Source organism: Thalassovita sp., from assembly GCF_965218685.1.
GTDB lineage: Bacteria > Pseudomonadota > Alphaproteobacteria > Rhodobacterales > Rhodobacteraceae > Thalassobius.
The window spans coordinates 1,567,332-1,585,000 of sequence record NZ_OZ244657.1; the positions used below are offsets into that span (position 1 = coordinate 1,567,332).

A 17,669-nucleotide genomic window follows, 5' to 3' on the forward strand; every position below is an offset into this window, starting at 1 on the left:
CAGATCATGGCTGATACTGCACATGTCGCGGCCCACGGGTTGGAAGTAACCCAGGCGGCAGACGTCACCCAAGAAAACATCAATCTGACCGCCGACGCCGTTGTCGTCGGATCGGGCGCTGGCGGCGCGATTGCCGCCTATGAACTGGCCAAAACCGGCAAGAAAGTCATTGTGCTGGAGGCGGGGCGCTATGTCTCGGCTGAACAGATGACCGAGATGAGCGCCGTGTCCCTGGGCACCATGTATGCCGATCACGGTGGGCAGGCGAACTCGCAAGGGGATATCACCATCCTGCAAGGCGCCTGCGTCGGTGGATCGACCGTGGTAAACGCCGCGCTGTGTTTCCGCACGCCGGACTATTATCTAAAGCTCTGGGCCAAGGAATACGGGCTGACGAACCTGACGACCGAGGTGCTGACGCCCTATTTCGAAAAGATCGAAGACAACATCTGGATCCGCCCCAATGCCGAGCACGAGACCAGCGCAGGCGCCGAGTTGATCGGCGAAGGTCTGGACAAGCTGGGCCTGGCGCGCGGCGTGGCCAAACGAAATGTGAAAGACTGCGCCCTGACCGGGTTCTGCTTTGCGGGCTGCAAGGCCGAGCGGAAGCAATCCATGCTGGTTACCTATCTGCCTTGGGCGGTGGCGCATGGCGCCTCGATCTGGGCGGACACGCGGGTGGAACAGGTGCTGGCCAAGGACGGGGTCGCCACAGGTGTGACGGCGCAGGTTGTGGACCCAAATACTGGCCAGAAGAAGGCTGATTTGAGGGTGGACGCACCCATTGTCGTGCTGGCCGCAGGCCCGATCCAAACGCCGATCCTGCTGATGAAAAGCGGGCTGGCCAATTCCTCGGGTCAGGTGGGGCAGAACTTTGCCTGTCACCCGTCAATCTCGTTGACGGCACTGTTCAGCCAAGAGGTCGACGATTTCCACGGCGCAACGCATTCGCTGTATATGGACGAGCACACCTTGCCGGACAAAGGGGGCTACATCCTTCTGAACGCTTTGGAGCAGCCGGTATTTGCAGCCTCCAGCCAGAACCCGGGCACAGGCAAACCATATGTGACCTTCATGGAGAAATACCCGAACTCGATCCGCTTGATCACCCTGATCCACGACAAGAATGTCGGCGAGGTGACGTGGAAAGACGGGGTAAAATCCATTAACTACACGGTGGATGATCACGACTTCGAGGCAATGAAGGGCGGGTTGAAAACCAACGCGCGGACCTTGTTCGCTGCCGGGGCCGACAAGGTTCTGATCCCCACGGCACTGTCCAAGGAAATCACCCGGATCGAGGATGTGGACGCGGTGATCGACAGCCTGAAGAACGAGAAATCGCAATACCCATATGTCTCGTTCCATCCGCAGGGAACCTGCCGGATGGGCGCTGATCCGGCCTCGACCGTGGTCAGCCCGTCGGGGGAAACCCATGATGTGAAGAACCTGTATGTGGCCGATGCCAGCCTGCTGCCGACCTCGATTGGGTATAACCCGTCCGAAACGGTATATGCGCTGTCGAACTACATCAGTGATCAAATCAACGCGGCCCATCCCTAGGGCTGCCCGCAAAACGGATGGCGCCTGTCATCCCACAACGCCAGCGCGCCAACAGATGCGCTGGCGTTTTCCGTTTCGGGCCATTTTCGGGCTGCGGAATCAGGGTTTCGTGCGCGATCATCCCAAAGGGCAGGGCCATCCGTCCTGACCCCGCCTAACCAGACTGCGTCGCTCATTGATCGGTTAGCACAATACCACTCCCTGCCGGGGGAATTCTCGGATAGGGTTCTGCAGTATGTGTGCCGCATACCGGCCCCACCAAGAGACTGTCCTTGCATGTTGCCTTACATCCTTATTCTGATTTCGGTTTTTTCCTACGCTCTGTTCCCTCTGGTCATCGCGATGCTGCCCCCCGCGCAGGTGCCAACCCCGGTATTCTTGCTAACGATCAGCGTGGTCAGTGCCTTGGTGCTGGTGGCGTCCAGCCTATTTCTGTTTGGGCGATTGGGGCGTGGTGGAGCGACCATGAAATGGACGCGTTTGCTTCGCCTGGCTACGACATCACAGGCTTTGAAGCTGGGCTTTGCCAACGCGGTGTTGAACAACCTGGGGTATGGGTTTCTGTTTCTGGCCATTCAGTCGGGGCTCGTGCTGACCGGGGCAGTTCTGTACGAGCTATGGAGCACGGTGTTCCTTGTCGCGTCGTGGAAGTTGCGCAAAGACAGGCAAGGCGCCTTTGTAGCGCGGCAGGGCCGGCCGACGACCGTTGTTTTTTTCGTTATCGGGGCAATCGGTCTTTTGATTCTGGCCTATTCCGGTGCGGTCTCTGAGGGCGCGCACACCGAAATGGGGGACACCGTAAACTGGCCGGGTCTGGTTATGGCGGTCCTGTCACCCATCGCCATGGGGTTGTCCTTTGTGTTGGGGACGGAAAATGGCCAAAGGATTGCTCGACGGTTGCAGACAGACGCAAATATCAATGAACAAGCTGCACGTATCGCGGGCGGAGCAATGTCTTCAATGCTGTTGCGCATTTTCACCATCGCGATTCAGTCGGTGTTACTGATCGGGCTGGTGTCGACGGGTACGGTGATGCTGCCGGACGCGGCCCTGCTTCAACCGCTTTGGCCTGTCCTGCTGGCGGCGGGCGCATTGGTGGCAATTGGTGGCAGTTTTTCGACTATTGGGAACACGCTGGCCAGCAAGGCCAATCTGAACCTGCTTTACTATTTCGTCCCTTTCCTGACGCTTCTGGCGCTGTATGCCTTTGATTTTATTCCCAGTATCGGGTCGCTCGCCTTTTTTGGGTGTATTCTGGTGCTGGCCGCGAACTATGTGCTGACCGCGACCTACGAACACTCGACGGCGTTTCGGTTTGCGATCGGAGGCATCTGCGTTGCCTCTGCGGTTGTGTTGTATTCACCCGGGTTGGGCACGCCTTTGCAGGTCGAGCTGGTAGCCGTTCTGCTGGGCTTGTTCGGCATTCTGGCAGCCTTTTTGATCGACCGAATGTCACGAGACGGAGACCGTCTGTTCGGTCCGGCACAAGACCGTGAAAAAGCGATGACGGTCAAGCAATCTCAGGCGTTTGAAAGTTATGGCCAGAACATCTTTGTCCAGTGGACACTGGCGTTTGGCGCGCTGGCGTTGCTGTTCCTGTTCCGGACGGGCGGTGACGACATGTACGATTTCTTCGCCGTAGTGACGGCGGTGGCGGTGCTGTACATGTCACTGCTGCCGGTGGATTTGATGCAGCGTTTCTCGCCTATTTGGAAGACCGAGCAGAAAGAGCGCGACGCCCTGACCTATGAACAACTGGTGCTGTCGCTTTTGGTGTCGGTGACATTCCTGTTCGGTTTGCTGTCCTTGTTGTTGCTAGCTCTGCGCGCCTGACGGACTTGCCCAACTGCGCTGTTCTTGTGTTTTGCGGAATTCGACCGGGGACAGCCCGGTGCGCCGCTTGAAAAACCGCGAGAAATAGGCCGGATCCCGGAACCCAGTTTCAAAGGCAACCATGGTGGCCGTGGCGTTTGTGTAGGTCAGCAGCCGTTGCGCCTCTAGGATCAGGCGGTCCTGGATCACCGTGCCGATCGTTTTACCGGTCATGGTGCGGCACAGCCGGTTCAGCCGTGACGTCGTCATCCCCAACTGGGTTGCATAATCCTCGATCGTCCAGTGGGATTTATAGTTCTGCTCCAGCAGGGTGCGGAATTGTTGGAACTTGCGGTGCCGCTTTTTCTGTCCCGTGCCCGAGGTTTCGGGCTGTTGGCGACGCCCGATTTCCAACAGGATAATCTGGATCATCCAGTCGAACATTGCTCCGCGTCCGGGCTGGGGCAGGTTGAACTCGCCCTCGATCTTGTCCAGCATCGAGCTGATAAGCGTCACTGTTTTGGGGCTGTCCGAAAGCGGCAGCACGACGGGTGCAATCAGCAGGGGATGGATCAGTTCGCGCACCCTGGAATCCTGTCCCGCGCTAAGCAAGCTGTCGCCCATGGTCAGCACCCAGCCTTCGGTCTGCGGGAAAAACTCAAAACCATGCACGGTGCCGCCGGGGATGCATATGACCGCCGGGGCGACGATATTGTACAATCCCTGATCGATCATCACCTTTGCCCCACCGCCCGCAAGGAACAGAATCTGGAACATGCCATGGTGGGCGTGCGGTTTGATTTGCCAGTCATACAGGGTGGAACGCGTGGAAATCGCCTCGATATGGACGAACCTAAGGTCATCCTCGGGGGTTTCCTCGCCATATAGCCCATAGATCGAGACTTCGTCCGGTTTTCCCATTTTGGCCCTGCAACTGCTGAAATGAACGAAAAGTACCAAAGATTCGGGATGGCGTCCATTGCTGGAACCGGCGGGGTCATGGGACAACGAGGCATCAGATTTAACACCAACCACGTCATGGGAGGACCCAAGAAGGTGTTTCGCTTCGATCCCTATTCCCCCGCGATGGACGCCGATCCGCATCCATTTTACAAAATCCTAAGGGATGAACATCCCTGTTTCTGGTCCGAAGAGGCCGGCATGTGGGTCTATTCCCGCCACGAGGATATCGTGACCGCGCTGAACGACTGGCAGACCTATTCCTCGGCCAAGGGCAACCTGGTCGACGAACTGCCCAACCGCGCCGGGAACACGCTGGGGACCACCGATCCGCCGCGCCACGACCGTCTGCGCGCCCTGATCCAGAAGGCCGTGATGAAACGCGCTTTGGAGTATCTGGTCGAACCGACGCAAGCTGTGTGCCGTAAGCATCTGGACGCGCTGGCCGGTGAGAAAACCTTTGATTTCGTCAACGACTATTCGTCGAAGGTGACGGTCGATCTGCTGTTCCACCTGTTCGCCATGCCGGCCGAAGGTCAGGACGAGGTGCGCGACAACGCCGTTTTGATGGTGCAGACCGACCCCAAGACCCGCAAAAAGGGCCCCGAGCATCTGGCCGCCTACGAGTGGATGGCCAACTATGCCGAAAACCTGGTGCAAGAGCGCAAGAAAAACCCGGGCGAGGACCTGCTGTCCAATTTCATCACCTCTGAAATCGACGGTGAAAAGCTAAAGGACAAAGAGGTTCAGCTGACCGTGACCACGCTGATCATGGCTGGTATCGAAAGCCTGTCGGGCTTTATGGCGATGATGGGTCTGAACCTGGCCGATCACGCAGATGCACGCCGGGCTGTGGCGTCGGATCTGTCGCTGATACCGGACGCGATGGAAGAATCGCTTCGCTTCAACACCTCGGCGCAACGCTTCCGCCGCTGCCTGCAAAAGGACGTGGACATTCACGGCCAGACCATGAAAGCCGGTGATTTCGTGATGCTGTGCTATGGCTCGGGCAACCGCGACGATCGCCGCTGGGGTGAAAACGCGGATGTCTATGACATCACCCGCAAACCGCGCGGCCACCTGGGCTTTGGCGGCGGTGTGCATGCCTGCCTGGGCACCGCGATTGCGCGTCTGGCTTGTAAGGTTGCCTTTGAAGAATTCCTGGGGCGCTATCCCAACTTCGAGCGGATGCAAGAGCAACTGCCCTGGGTGCCGTCCTCGAACTTCCGCAGCCCGATGCAGCTTCAGCTGTCGGTCGCGTAACCAAAACTGCCTTGATGCGGCGGCGCTGTCCCCTCGGCGCCGCCGTTCGCATATCTGAAAGAAGGAACACCAAGATGCCCAAGGTAACTTATGTTGAATTTGACGGTACCCAGCGCGAAGTCGAGCTGCCCGCCGGTTGGTCCCTGATGCAAGGCGCCACGCTGAACGGTGTGGACGGAATCGAAGGCGAATGCGGTGGCTCGTGCGGCTGTGCGACCTGCCACTGCTATGTCGATGAGCCGTGGATGGACAAGCTGTCGCCCATGTCTGAAACCGAAGACGACATGCTGGATTGCACCGAATCCCCGCGCGAGGAGAACAGCCGCCTGAGCTGCCAGATTCAGGTAACGCCCGAAATGGACGGCATCGTGATCCGTCTGCCCGAGGTGCAAAGCTGATGTCCGGTGTGGTTGTCATCGGTGCGGGTCAGGCTGGCTATCAGACCGCCGAATCCCTGCGCAAAGAAGGCTTTGACGGCGCGATTACCATCATCGGCGAAGAGCCCTATGCCCCTTACCAACGCCCGCCGCTGTCCAAGGCCTATTTGCTGGGCGAAACGGACAAGGATCGCCTGAGATTTCGGACCGACGAATACTATGCCGATCAAAACATTGATCTGCGTGTGAATGTCGCGGTGACGGGTCTGGATGTTGCGGCGCGTCAGGTGACTTTGTCGGATGGGACATCGCTGGCATATGATGATCTGGTCATCGCCACAGGTGCCCGTGTGCGTGAAATTCCTGTGCCCGGCGCGGACCTAGAGGGGATCTTTTACCTGAAGACCCTGGCTGACGTGGACGGGATCGAGGCGCGACTGGCCGATGTGGACAGCGTGGCCGTGATTGGTGCGGGCTTTATCGGGTTGGAATTCGCCGCCGTCGCCCGCAAACTGGGCAAAGAGGTCACCGTGCTTGAAGCCGCGCCGCGCGTGATGAGCCGTGTCGTGACTGAAGAGCTGTCAGACTATTTTACCGGCGTGCATCAGGACCACGGGGTGAACGTGGTCTGCAATGCTTTCGTGTCCGGGTTCGAAGGCGAGGACGCGGTCAACGCCGTGACCTGCAAAGATGGCAGCAGCTATCCTGCGCAACTGGTTGTGGTCGGTATCGGCGTCATACCGAACTCCGAACTGGCCGAAGCTGCGGGCATCACCTGTGACAACGGTATTGTCGTGGATGAAAACGGACGCACGTCCGACCCGCATGTCTTTGCGGCGGGCGATGTGGCGGCCTATGCAAACCCCTTTTCTGGCAAGCTGATGCGGTTGGAATCGGTGCAAAACGCCGCTGACCAAGGCCGGATTGTTGCCGCAGCGATTGCAGGAAATCCCAAGCCTTATAACACGGTTCCGTGGTTCTGGTCGGACCAATATGATCTGAAACTTCAGATGGTTGGCTTGCAGGATGGCTGTGACCAAACCGTCCTGCGCGGAGACGAAAAGGCCAAGAAGTTCTCGCTTTTGCATTTCCGGGATGGGCAGTTGCGGGCCATCGACAGCGTCAACGCTGCCGCCGATCATATGATGGGACGCAAGCTGCTGGCGGCGGGGATTAGCCCCACGCCTGAACAGGCCGCAGATATCGGATTCAAGCTCAAATCACTGCTCTGAGGCTCGCATCAGGCTGTCGGCGATCAGGTTCGGGGTGCTGGCCCAGTCGATCATCGCCGGCAGCTGCGCGCCAGTGAATTCGGCTGCGCCAAGAGCCTGGGGCATGTCTTCAAGCATATGTCCTGCGTTCAGGGCAAAAAAGGGCAGGCAGATCGCCTGACCCATCCCTGCGGCCATGGTTTCGACATGGGGCGGCTCTTCGATCAATCCCACGCGGGTGCGCTGAAACCCCATTCGTGAGTGCAGCGTTGCTGCCATAGCATAAGTGCTGTTGGCGCTGGTGCGCGACACCGCGCTGCCGTGAGCCGCCACCAGAAGACCCGTGTCTTTGGCCTGCCAGCCGCGGTCTTTCAGCACGGTCTGCAGTTCCTTTATCGCGCAATCGGCCAGGCCTGGCTCGACCCCAAAGGGGCGCAACTGGCGCAGACCCAGATCCTTGGATTTCGGGGCCAGGACGCGGCCGGTGAAATAGCCTTGCGCCATGAAATAGGGGTAGATCAGCGGGGCATTCAGCGATTTCACGGCAGCATCGAACGCCCCTTCGGCGGCCAGCGTGGCGCCCATGATCTCCCAGCCGGGCAAGGCGGCGTTCACCTTGACGGCCAAGGCCTGCAGGTCACGCTCTTGTGGGGCCGGATCCGAAGGGCTGCCATGAGCCACGATCACGGCTGCGCGGGAGGTGAGGGTCATCATCATCTTTCCGTCTGCTCAGCGCCCAAGATAGAGCGCTGCGCACAGGGGGCAAGCCTAGCCCATGCGCCGAGCGGCGGCATTTCCCAGCGCTGACAGTGTGAACAATGCGGCGGCTAGGCTTACGATCGTGGGGCCGGTCGGCGTGTCAAAGGCAAAGGATAACTGCAAACCACCCAAGGCAGACAGTCCCGCCAGCAGCGCAGCAATACCGGCCATACGTTCGGGCGTGGCGGCAAAGGGGCGGGCGGTGGCGGCCGGGATGATCAGCAGCGCGGCGATCAGCAACACGCCGACGACCTTGATCGCAACGGCCACGACCAAGGCCAGTGCCAGTGTCAGGATCATCTGTTCGCGCCGGGGATTTACGCCCGCCGCATAGGCCAGATCCTGGTTCAGCGAGGCCAGCAGCAGCGCCGACCAGCGCCACCACAACAGCGCCAGAACAAGGGCAGTACCGCCCCAAATAATGGCCAGATCCGTTTGGCTGACCGCCAGAATGTCTCCGAACAGATAGGACATCAGGTCGATCCGCATGCCATCAAGCAACGAAACTGCGACAAGACCCACCGCCAGCGCACTGTGGGCCAGAACGCCCAGCAGCGTGTCCATGGCAAAGCCCCGGCCGCTGAGGGCTGAAACCGTTGTGGCCATAAGCAGCGCCGCGATCAGCGCGCCCGCGAAGATCGAAGTGGAAAACGCCAGTGAAAGCGCAACGCCCAGGATGGCCGCATGGGCCGTGGCGTCTCCGAAATAGGCCATCCGGCGCCAGACGACGAAGCAACCAAGCGGTGCGGCGGCCAGAGCGACACCCAAACCAGCCAGGGCGGCCCGGACCAGAAAATCGTCCAGAAGGTGGATCATTGTGCGGCCTCGTGCGAGTGATCATGGGAATGGTCGTGATCGCACCCGTCATCATGGGTGTGGTTATGCTCATGCCGGTACAACGCCAGCGCGCCATGGGTTCCGGTGCCAAAAAGCGCCCGGTATTCGGGGGCCGAGGCAACATGTTCCGGCTTGCCTTCGCAGCAAACATGCCCGTTCAGGCACAACACCCGGTCCGAGGCCGCCATCACCACATGCAGTTCGTGGCTGACCATCAGAACGCCGCAGCCCATATCCCGTCGGACCTGCTCGATCTGCTGGTAAAACGCGGCCGAGCCGGGCTGGTCCAGACCTTGGGTGGCCTCGTCCAAAATCAGCAGGTGCGGCTCGTTCAGCAGGGCGCGGGCCAGAAGGACGCGCTGAAACTGGCCTCCGGACAGGTTGGACATCTGCCGGTCCATCAGGTTTTCGGCGCCGGCCTCGGCCAGGGCCGATCGGGCGGTCCGCAGGGGCACACGGTGCGGCAGGTTCAGGAACCGGCCCACGGTCAGCGGCAAGGTAGGATCTATGTGCAGCTTCTGAGGGACATAGCCGATCCGCAGCCCCGGCGCGCGCGTGATTTGACCTGTCTGAGGTTTCAGGGCCCCGACGATTGCCTTTAGCAACGTGGATTTGCCCGAGCCATTGGGCCCGACCACAGTAACGATTTCGCCTGCTTCCACGCGGAAATCCACGTTAGACAGAATCGGCTGCCCATTGGCGCGGACGGTAATGTTTTGCACGTCGATCAGGCTCATGCCGGGGCTTTCTGTTGGCAGTTGGGGCACAGGCCCTCGGCCTCGATCACGGCTTTCTCGATGGCAAAACCTTCGGCGCGGGCGGTTTTCCCCAAAGTGTCAGCAGAGACATGCGCTGCTGCCTCGGCAACCGAGTTGCATGCCCGGCAGATCAGGAACATCGGTGTGTGATCCTGGCCCGGATGAGTGCAGGCGGTAAAGGCGTTCAGGTGCTCGATCTTGTGGGCAAACCCGTTGGATACAAGGAAATCCAGTGCCCGGTAGGCCACGGGCGGCTGCGAGCCCAGGCCCTCGGCGCGCAGCTTGTCCAGAATTTCGTAGGCGCCCAGGGCACGGTGTTCGTGTAGCAGGATTTCCAACACCCGGCGCCGCACAGGCGTGAACTGCAAACCGTTTTCGGTGCACATTTTCTCGACCGCGCTCAGGCTATCCTGAATGCAACTGTGGTGGTCATGTTTGGCAAATCCGACAGGATCCATGGGGTGCCTTTCGGTAAGGGCATTTTGTGCTTGATATGAGATAATGTAACAAGTATCAACCCTCGTTATGTTATACAATTACACGAGGTAAGACATGCGTTCGTTCGTTTGGGTCGCCGCCACCGCGTCGCTGGCCGCCCCCGCCTGGGCCGAGGCCCCCAAGGTCGTGACTGATATCGCTCCGGTGCATTCGCTGGTCGCACAAGTGATGCAGGGCGTGGGCGCGCCCACCATGCTGATCGATCCGGGTGCTTCGCCGCACGGCTATGCGCTGCGCCCCTCTCAGGCGCGTGCGCTAAGCGACGCTGACGCTGTGTTCTGGATTGGCGAGGCCCTGACCCCCTGGATGGAGCAGCCGATGGAATCGCTGGCCGCGCAGGCGGTCTCGGTCGAGTTGCTAGAGCTGGAGGCCACGCTGAAGCTGGAGTTCCGCGAGACAGCAACGTTCGAGGGACATGATCACGACGAGGCGCACGGTCATGATGATCATGACGACCACGACAAACATGGCCACGACGACCATGATGACCACGATGACCACGACAAACATGGCCACGATGATCACGCCCATGACGGGGTCGACCCCCATGCCTGGCTGGATCCGGTGAACGCCATCGTTTGGACGCAGGCCATTGCGGACGAGCTGTCGCGCCTCGATCCTGAAAACGCGGGTGCTTATGCCAAGAACGCGGCCGCAGGCATTGAAGCAATCGAGGCGCTGAGCGCCCAGCTTGCCCAGGATCTGGATGCGGCCCATGACCTGCGCTTCGTGGTGTTTCACGATGCCTATCACTATTTCGAAAACCGCTTTGGCCTGGCCGCCACTGGTGCCATTTCAGTAGGGGATGCGGTTGACCCCAGCGCCGCGCGGGTGGCCGAGGTGCGCGATGCCGTCAGCGAAACCGGGGTCACATGCGTGTTCGCTGAACCTCAGTTCAATCCGGGCCTGATCCGCGCCGTGTCGGAATCCGGTGTGAAAGTTGCCCAGATCGATCCGCTGGGTGTCGGGCTGGATCTGGGGCCCGAACATTACGGTCAGACCATGCGCAAACTCTCGGCCAGTATTCTGGGCTGCCTGGAATAATCAGGCACCAAAGGCCGCATCAAAGGGGGCTGGCAGGTCGAACTCTTCCAGCACCCGCGCGCGGCCCTCGGCGGACATCTTTCGCGCCGTTCGGGCCACGATTTTTTCCAGCGCTTCAGGGGTTTGCGTACCTGCGAAGGGCTGGAAATACCACTTGAGAAACGTGAAGCAGATCACGTCCTCAAGCGCCTGGACCTCGGCGTCGCGCTTGATATGTTCTTTGCGCAGCAGCACGCCGACGCGGGCCTGATCCTGGGCTGGATACCCCACCTCTGCCATCATTCCGGCAAGGCGTTCACCGTGGCGGCGGCCCTGTTCCTTGCGCCAATCCAGATAGCCCGCGCGCCCCTCGGGATAGTCCTTGCGGGGCAGCAGCCAGCGTTCCACATGCTGCCCACGCGAAGCGATTTGCAGGACCTCTGAGGCATCAGGGAAAAGGCGCTCCAACTCGGATGTCATGCGTTCACCGTAGAGCTGAGCGGCGGGACGGCCGTCCTCGACCGTGGGGTCAGCGGCGTTTGCGGCGTCAATGGCGGACAGGACAAGGGACAGACGGTCAGTCATGGGCGGCCTTTCAGGAACAAAGTCAGGCTTCAGTATATCGCTCCTGCGCCCACTGCAAAGCCGGATGTCCCCAGAATGTGTTTCGTTCGTCACCGATTGTGAGGTACGACTTGAACCAAGATAATTTGCCCTGCGCGTGCGGGGTGTACGAGGTTCGACTGCGTTCATGAAATTTTTCAGAACGATAGCATTGGCAGCGGCATGTGCGGCCGGATCGGCAGTGGCGGGTCTGGCGCAGGTTCCTTCGTTTTTTCTGGATCTGGATACCGGCGGGCACCGTGCCACCATCCGCGATGTGGATGTCAGCGCAGATGGTGCGGTGATCGTCAGCGCGGCAGATGACAAGACGGTGCGGGTCTGGGATTGGCAAAGCGGTGAAACCACCTCCATCCTGCGTGGTCAGATCGGTCCGGGCAACGAAGGGTTGGTGAATGCGGTGGCGTTGTCTCCGGACGGGACAAAAGTTGCCGTCGGAGGCTATTTCTCGGGTCATTTGGACACCGAAGGCCCCTTTGGTGACATCCGCATTTTCGACCTACGCAGCGGCACGATGGTGAGGGTTCTGAAGGGGCACCACTATATGGTCGAAGCGTTGGCCTATGACCCGGTGCGCGACGAGCTGGCGGCCTCGGGGCAGGGTGGGCAAATCTGGCGCTGGTCGGCGCCTTTTTCCGATGCTCCCACGGCCTTGCCTGTTCTGGACACGCAGTCCTGGCGGGTATCCGAGGTAAACTATGCCGCGGGTGGAACGCGCCTGATCGCGGCCACCTATGACTATGGGCTCAGAATTTGGGACCTGGAGAGTGGCCAGCCCGTGACCGCGCCGGATGACGAGGCTTTGTGGGACTACCCGCTGGTCGCCGTAGCCGTCAGCCCCGATGGGTCGCAATTTGCGCTGGCCAATGATCAGGGTCAGGTGACGCTGCGCGATGCCGCGACCGGATCGGTTCTGCAAGAGCTGCCCCAGCGCCCTTTCCGTGTGGACGCGATGACGCTGGCGGGGGATGTTCTGACACTTAGCTGTGGCTATCGCTGCGCGGGCAAGTATGGAACCGAGGTCTGGTCACTGTCCTTGGGGCAGCAAATTGCCCAGTATGACGCGCAAGAGGTCGGCATCCATGCCTCGGCCTTGATGCCAGGGACAGACATGACTCTCACCGCCGGTGGACGCTTGCACACATTACATGTCTGGCGCACGCTAACGGGCTCGGGTGTTGCGCAGATGGGCGGGGTCGGCGCGCCGGTGGCCTCGGTCGGGATCAGCGCGCAGGCGGACCGGATCGGGTGGGGCAGTGACGACCCGTGCCCCGAGCTGACAATCTGCCCGGATGTTCTGGGCTCCCTGTCGCAGGAAATGGAGCTGCCAACACAAGAGCGCAGCTTTGAAAAACCGGGGCCGCGCGGGGCTGCGCGTCTGAACCGCGCCTTGACACAGCATCTGGATTTGACGGTGACGCTGGGCAGCGAGCCGGGCAGCGGCTTCGAAGGCTCGCGCATGCAACTGGGCGATACTGCGATCGTAAAAGGCCCCGAGGACGGCTATTACCACAGCGCCTACAGTTTCGTGTCGGGGCAGGATCAGATCATTCTGGGCGGGGGCAACGGGATTTTGCTGGTGCATGATCTGTCGGGAACCAGCACGGGCGAATTCATCGGCCACACCAGCGATATTCTGGCGCTGGCTGTGGCCCCGCGCGCCAATCGGGTTCTTAGCGGCGGCCGCGATCAGACGCTAAAGCTGTGGAACCTTGAAACGCGCGAGCTGATAGCCTCGATGTTCTTTGCGGGGACCGATTGGATTATCTGGACGCCGCAGGGCTATTTTCATTCATCCCCCAATGGTGATCGGCTGGTTGGTTGGCACATCAATCAGGGGCAGGACCGCGAAGGGCGATATGTCCGCGCACGGCAATTGCGCCAGCATTTGCACAGCCCCGAGATTGTTCGGCGGGCGATCCTGATCGGCTCGGCCAGCCAAGCGGCGCTGGATCTGCGGGGGCGGGACAACGAGCTGGACGAGCTGCTGACCCGCAAACCTCCCGAATTCAACATCCGTGTCGCAGGCGAGATGCAGGCGCCCGATGGTTTCGCAGTGATCGAGGTGTCCGGCACATCGCTGGAAGAGGTTGAAAGCTGGGGTTACTCGGTGCTGGTCAACGACCGCCGGGTGCATCCGGTGCGCGCAGGAGGTAGCGCGGGCAAGCTGCTGTATAACGTCCCGCTGGAAGACGGCGAAAACCAGATCACCGTCAGCGGCCAGAATGAATTTGGCTATGTCACCGAACGCAGCGCCGTGGCCCTGTTTAAACGCAAGACGAAGATCGAGAAAAAGGGTAAGCTGTATGTCGCCGTGGTGGGGATCAACAACTATCCCAAGCTGCCCGATGCCTGTGGTGGCAAGCCGTGTGATTTGCGCTATCCGGTTGCCGATGCGCTGGAGTTTCTGAACGTGCTGCGAGAACGAACGGCACCTTTGTATACGGGCATGGAAACGCTGGTGATGGTGAACAACGAGGTGCTTGAGCAGGACGCCCCGCGCCAGGCCGCGCTGTCCCTGCATATGGATCCCTTGGACGTTCTGGAACCCGAGGCACGCGCCATTACGGGCGAGCTGGTCGATTTCCTGACACAACCCGGCCCCGAGGATACCACCGTGATTTTCGTCGCTGGCCATGGCATGAACCTTGAGGAACAGTATTTCCTGTTGCCCACGAACGCCCAGAAACGTGGTGATCGCTGGCGCACGTCCTCGCTCGTGGATTGGAGCGTCATTCAGGAAGAGATATCCTTTGCCCAAGGCCGCCGCATTCTGGTGCTGGATACCTGTCACGCGGCTAATGCCTTTAACGCCAAGCTGGAAAAAGAGGCCGCAGATGCGCGGGTCGTTGTGTTCTCGGCGACGGCGGCGAACAACACGGCGGGCGAACGGGCCGATCTGGGGCACGGGATTTTTACCTATGCGATGCTGCAGGGCCTGCGCGGCGGGGCGGACAAAACTGGTGATGGCGTGCGCCTGTTGGGTCTGGCCGACTATGTCTATCACGAGGTCGTGCGGCTGAGTAACAAGGCGCAAGAACCGTTCTATCACATCTCGCAGACCTCGAACTTCCTGTTGGCGCAGGGGGCAAAGTGAGGGGCCTTCTATACATTATACTATGGGTGCTGTGCGCGGGGATGGCGCGGGCCGATTGTCCGGCGCAGGATTTTACCCCCTTCTACACAAGGGCCGACGTGTTTCAGGCCGGTTTGGAACGGGCCAAGGGCATAGCGCCAGTGCCCGGCATTCGCGGGGCGATCCTGCCGCATCATCTGGAAATGCCCGAACTTCTGGCTGGGGCGATCCGCATGACTTCGGGGGATCAGGTGACGCGCGCCGTCGTGCTTTTTCCGGACCACTTCTATCAATCGAAGACCCCGTTCGCGGTCACGATACGCGGGTTCGACACGATCTTTGGCAAGGTCCCGACGGATGCGCAGGCTGTTGAGAACCTGTTGGGGGGGATCGTCCAGGACAGTTGCCTGTTCCAAAAAGACCATGGCATTCGTGCGGCCCTGCCTTTCATGGCGCGCCTGATGCCTGGGGTGCCGATTGTGCCGGTTGCGGTCTCGATCAATTCGGGCCGCGATGAATGGGACGAAATGATCGCGCGGCTGCGTCCCCTGATGCAGCCGGGGACGGTGGTTTTGCAGGTCACGGATTTCTCGCATTACATGCCGCTGCATCAGGCCCGTCTGCGCGACCAGCAGGTTCTGAATGTGCTATCGGCCGGGGATACCGAGGCCGCCGCGCGCTTCGTGCAGCCCGATCACGTGGATTCGGTTGGTGCCATGTATATCGCCATGACCCTGATGGCCGAGCAAGGCGCGGCCCCGGTGGTGGTGGCCAATGCCAATATGCAAGAGCTTTACGATCGGTTCATCGCTGAAACGACCAGCTATGTCACAGCAGCCTATGTGCCCGAAGGGGTAGATGCCCCACCGCTGTTCGGGGCGCAGCGCTTTGTTATCGGTGGGGACCTGTTCCTGGGGCGGGTGCTGCCCTCGTTGCTAAGTGACGAGTTGATTGCCGAACGCGTGACCAAGGCCGCGCTGGGTGCGACCAAGGGCCTGCCCCTTGTGCTGAACCTGGAAGGGGTGCTGCTGCCGGACATGCCGACGGGGCTGGATCACATGGTGTTGGCGATGCCGGCGGGGATCGTGCAGGACTGGGCGCAAAGGCTGAACGTGGTCGCGGTGTCACTGGCAAACAACCATGCCCGCGATATCGGCGAAACCGGACTGACCGAGACCCGCCGTGCGCTGGACCAAATGGGGATCGCCCATTTCGGTCAGGGCGAGGTGTTGCGGATGATGGGGGTGGCCATGGTCGGGCTGACCGATCTGGATGGACGGGCGCTGCCCTCGGTGGATCGGCTGACGCCTGAATTGCTGGACAGTGCGGTTCTGCCGGATGCGCAAACGCCGGTTCTGGCCATGCTGCACTGGGGGCGCGAGTTTGTGACCGCGCCGGGGCCGCGCGAAGAATGGATCGCCGAGGCGCTGCGCCAGCGCGGGGTGGCGGCCATCATTGGCGCGCATCCTCATGCGGTCAGCAACGGTGCGCAGGTTCTGGGTGGGGGCGATACCGTGGTGCTGCACTCTTTGGGGAACTTCCTGTTCGATCAGATGCCGCCCCACAGCTCGGGCGGACTGGCCGAGGTGCGGGTGTTTCCACAAGGCACCGTATCCGTCCGGCCTTTGGCATTGCCGCATTTGTTCGAACTGACCCAATCCAAGTGAGTTAGCTCTTGTCGCGAGCGCTTTTCGCCTTGTAGCTTTCGGGTAACAAGTCGCGAAAGGGATGATGGCATGACCTACAGGGTTAAGAGATGGGTAACCGGGGCAATCCTGGCAGGAATGGTGGCTGTGTCCGGTTCGGTCGGGTTGGCTCAGCAAAGCTCTGATCCCGCGATCCAGCAGAAATTGCACGTGATCTATGACCCGATCAGCCGCGAGGTCACCCGCCGCATGGTCAGCGTTTTGGATCCGCACCCCGAAATGGGGCTGGAGTTCACGTGGGAGCCCGCCGCCGGCAATTGGCCCGGCGTCACGCCCGAGGGGTTCGCCCATGGTTCGGGCCGCGTTTCGTGGCGTGTGCCCGGTGCGGCCAGCTATGACCCGCGGACCACGCACCATTCATATGAGGGCAACCTGAAAGACGGTCGTTTCCATGGTCAGGGGCGGCTCAGCTATCGTGACGGCTCGTTTTACGCGGGTACGTGGAACGTGGGTGCGTTGCAGGGGCAGGGCACGCATCTGGATGCTTTGGGCAACCGCTATGAAGGGGAATTCGTGGATGGCCAACCGCATGGCGATGGCGTCTATCGCGCCGCCGAGGGCTGGACCTATACCGGCCCGTTCAAGCTGGGGCAGCGTGATGGCGCGGGCAAAATTGTCGAACCTGGCGGCCTGACCTATGATGTGGTGATGCAGATGGGGACCCAGCTGTCCTCGACCCGGCCCGTGGTCTTTGCCGACAACCGTCTGGCTGGCGTTCTGCCCGCGCAATCGGGCGGCGCTGCGGGTAAGGTGGATATGTCGGTGATCGTCGATCCGCGCCTGTCTGGCGGCCAAGAGGTTGCCTATACCCATATCGTTCAGAACGGAGAGGTGCTGATCGTCCCCAATAACGATCTGTGGCGCGACGCCTGGAATGGTTCGGACCAGATCGAGAGCTTCTTTGCCTATGCCATGATGGGCGATTCCGAATGGCAAAAGAACCGCGCCCACACGCAGTTCCGGATAAAGACTAATGACGGCAGCCGGGTGCGCCTGAAATCACTGGACCTTGCGGTGGAATACAGCGTGCCGCATCTGCGCCCTGTGCTGGCCGTGCAACAACATAGTGGTTGCGTGGGTTTTCGCCCCTCGTTCAACTTCCTGAACTATGGTTGGGGCGAGGTCCAGAATGCCACCGCGCGCGTGGGCTTCCGCAACCCAGACAATGTCCCGTGGGAAGAGCGCCACACCATGCCCCCCAACAC

General features: G+C 60.6%; 15 protein-coding genes (1 of these 15 only partly in view). 9 read left to right on the forward strand and 6 right to left on the reverse strand.

The annotated features are described in order from the left end of the window. Positions 1 to 6 precede the first annotated feature (6 nt). Entirely contained in the window at positions 7 to 1,563 is a 1,557-nt protein-coding gene (locus ACOQOQ_RS07960) for an FAD-dependent oxidoreductase (protein ID WP_420569602.1), read from the forward strand. Positions 1,564 to 1,839: 276 nt separating this feature from the next. Beyond that, a complete protein-coding gene (locus ACOQOQ_RS07965) occupies positions 1,840 to 3,396 on the forward strand; it encodes a hypothetical protein (RefSeq protein ID WP_420569603.1) in 1,557 nt (518 codons plus the stop codon). Here the strand turns inward: ACOQOQ_RS07965 and ACOQOQ_RS07970 are convergent. Further along, positions 3,379 to 4,296, reverse strand: a complete 918-nt coding sequence (locus tag ACOQOQ_RS07970; RefSeq protein ID WP_420569604.1) for a helix-turn-helix domain-containing protein — start codon at positions 4,294 to 4,296, stop codon at positions 3,379 to 3,381. The genes ACOQOQ_RS07965 and ACOQOQ_RS07970 overlap by 18 nt on opposite strands. 135 nt (positions 4,297 to 4,431) lie before the next feature. Between ACOQOQ_RS07970 and ACOQOQ_RS07975 the strand changes: the two genes are divergently transcribed. From ACOQOQ_RS07975 to ACOQOQ_RS07985, 3 genes are all read left to right on the forward strand, one after another. Next, the gene (locus ACOQOQ_RS07975; RefSeq protein WP_420569605.1) at positions 4,432 to 5,598 is read left to right on the forward strand and encodes a cytochrome P450; all 1,167 of its coding nucleotides are present in this window, start codon (positions 4,432 to 4,434) and stop codon (positions 5,596 to 5,598) included. 74 nt (positions 5,599 to 5,672) lie between these two features. Next, the gene (locus ACOQOQ_RS07980) at positions 5,673 to 5,996 is read left to right on the forward strand and encodes a 2Fe-2S iron-sulfur cluster-binding protein (RefSeq protein ID WP_420569606.1); all 324 of its coding nucleotides are present in this window, start codon (positions 5,673 to 5,675) and stop codon (positions 5,994 to 5,996) included. After that, positions 5,996 to 7,207, forward strand: a complete 1,212-nt coding sequence (locus ACOQOQ_RS07985; RefSeq protein WP_420569607.1) for an NAD(P)/FAD-dependent oxidoreductase — start codon at positions 5,996 to 5,998, stop codon at positions 7,205 to 7,207. The genes ACOQOQ_RS07980 and ACOQOQ_RS07985 overlap by 1 nt, the downstream gene beginning before the upstream one ends. Here the strand turns inward: ACOQOQ_RS07985 and ACOQOQ_RS07990 are convergent. The 4 genes from ACOQOQ_RS07990 to ACOQOQ_RS08005 are packed head-to-tail and all read right to left on the reverse strand — an operon-like array spanning position 7,196 to position 9,998. Continuing rightward, positions 7,196 to 7,897: a CbiX/SirB N-terminal domain-containing protein gene (locus ACOQOQ_RS07990; protein WP_420569608.1), complete on the reverse strand. Its 702-nt coding sequence runs from the start codon at positions 7,895 to 7,897 to the stop codon at positions 7,196 to 7,198. The genes ACOQOQ_RS07985 and ACOQOQ_RS07990 overlap by 12 nt on opposite strands. Before the next feature lie 57 nt (positions 7,898 to 7,954). Then, the gene (locus tag ACOQOQ_RS07995) at positions 7,955 to 8,758 is read right to left on the reverse strand and encodes an iron chelate uptake ABC transporter family permease subunit (protein ID WP_420569747.1); all 804 of its coding nucleotides are present in this window, start codon (positions 8,756 to 8,758) and stop codon (positions 7,955 to 7,957) included. Further along, positions 8,758 to 9,519 carry an ATP-binding cassette domain-containing protein gene (locus tag ACOQOQ_RS08000; RefSeq protein ID WP_420569609.1) on the reverse strand — a complete coding sequence of 254 codons (762 nt, stop codon included), beginning with the start codon at positions 9,517 to 9,519 and terminating at the stop codon, positions 8,758 to 8,760. The genes ACOQOQ_RS07995 and ACOQOQ_RS08000 overlap by 1 nt, the downstream gene beginning before the upstream one ends. Then, the gene (locus ACOQOQ_RS08005) at positions 9,516 to 9,998 is read right to left on the reverse strand and encodes a Fur family transcriptional regulator (RefSeq protein ID WP_420569610.1); all 483 of its coding nucleotides are present in this window, start codon (positions 9,996 to 9,998) and stop codon (positions 9,516 to 9,518) included. The genes ACOQOQ_RS08000 and ACOQOQ_RS08005 overlap by 4 nt, the downstream gene beginning before the upstream one ends. Before the next feature lie 94 nt (positions 9,999 to 10,092). Here ACOQOQ_RS08005 and ACOQOQ_RS08010 point away from each other — a divergent pair, with 94 nt between their 5' ends. Further along, a complete protein-coding gene (locus ACOQOQ_RS08010; RefSeq protein WP_420569611.1) occupies positions 10,093 to 11,082 on the forward strand; it encodes a zinc ABC transporter substrate-binding protein in 990 nt (329 codons plus the stop codon). Here ACOQOQ_RS08010 and ACOQOQ_RS08015 read toward each other — a convergent pair whose 3' ends face one another. Beyond that, positions 11,083 to 11,646, reverse strand: coding sequence for a DUF4202 domain-containing protein (locus ACOQOQ_RS08015; protein ID WP_420569612.1), 564 nt, complete (start codon positions 11,644 to 11,646; stop codon positions 11,083 to 11,085). Positions 11,647 to 11,812: 166 nt separating this feature from the next. Between ACOQOQ_RS08015 and ACOQOQ_RS08020 the strand changes: the two genes are divergently transcribed. The 3 genes from ACOQOQ_RS08020 to ACOQOQ_RS08030 all read left to right on the forward strand — a co-directional run. Beyond that, positions 11,813 to 14,779, forward strand: coding sequence for a caspase family protein (locus ACOQOQ_RS08020; RefSeq protein ID WP_420569613.1), 2,967 nt, complete (start codon positions 11,813 to 11,815; stop codon positions 14,777 to 14,779). Further along, entirely contained in the window at positions 14,776 to 16,425 is a 1,650-nt protein-coding gene (gene amrB, locus ACOQOQ_RS08025) for an AmmeMemoRadiSam system protein B (protein ID WP_420569614.1), read from the forward strand. The genes ACOQOQ_RS08020 and amrB overlap by 4 nt, the downstream gene beginning before the upstream one ends. A gap of 69 nt (positions 16,426 to 16,494) precedes the next feature. Beyond that, on the forward strand, positions 16,495 to 17,669 hold the 5' portion of the coding sequence (locus ACOQOQ_RS08030) for an MORN repeat-containing protein (protein ID WP_420569615.1). The gene runs 661 nt beyond the window's last position; only the first 1,175 of its 1,836 coding nucleotides appear in the window; it begins with the start codon at positions 16,495 to 16,497; its stop codon lies off the right edge, out of view.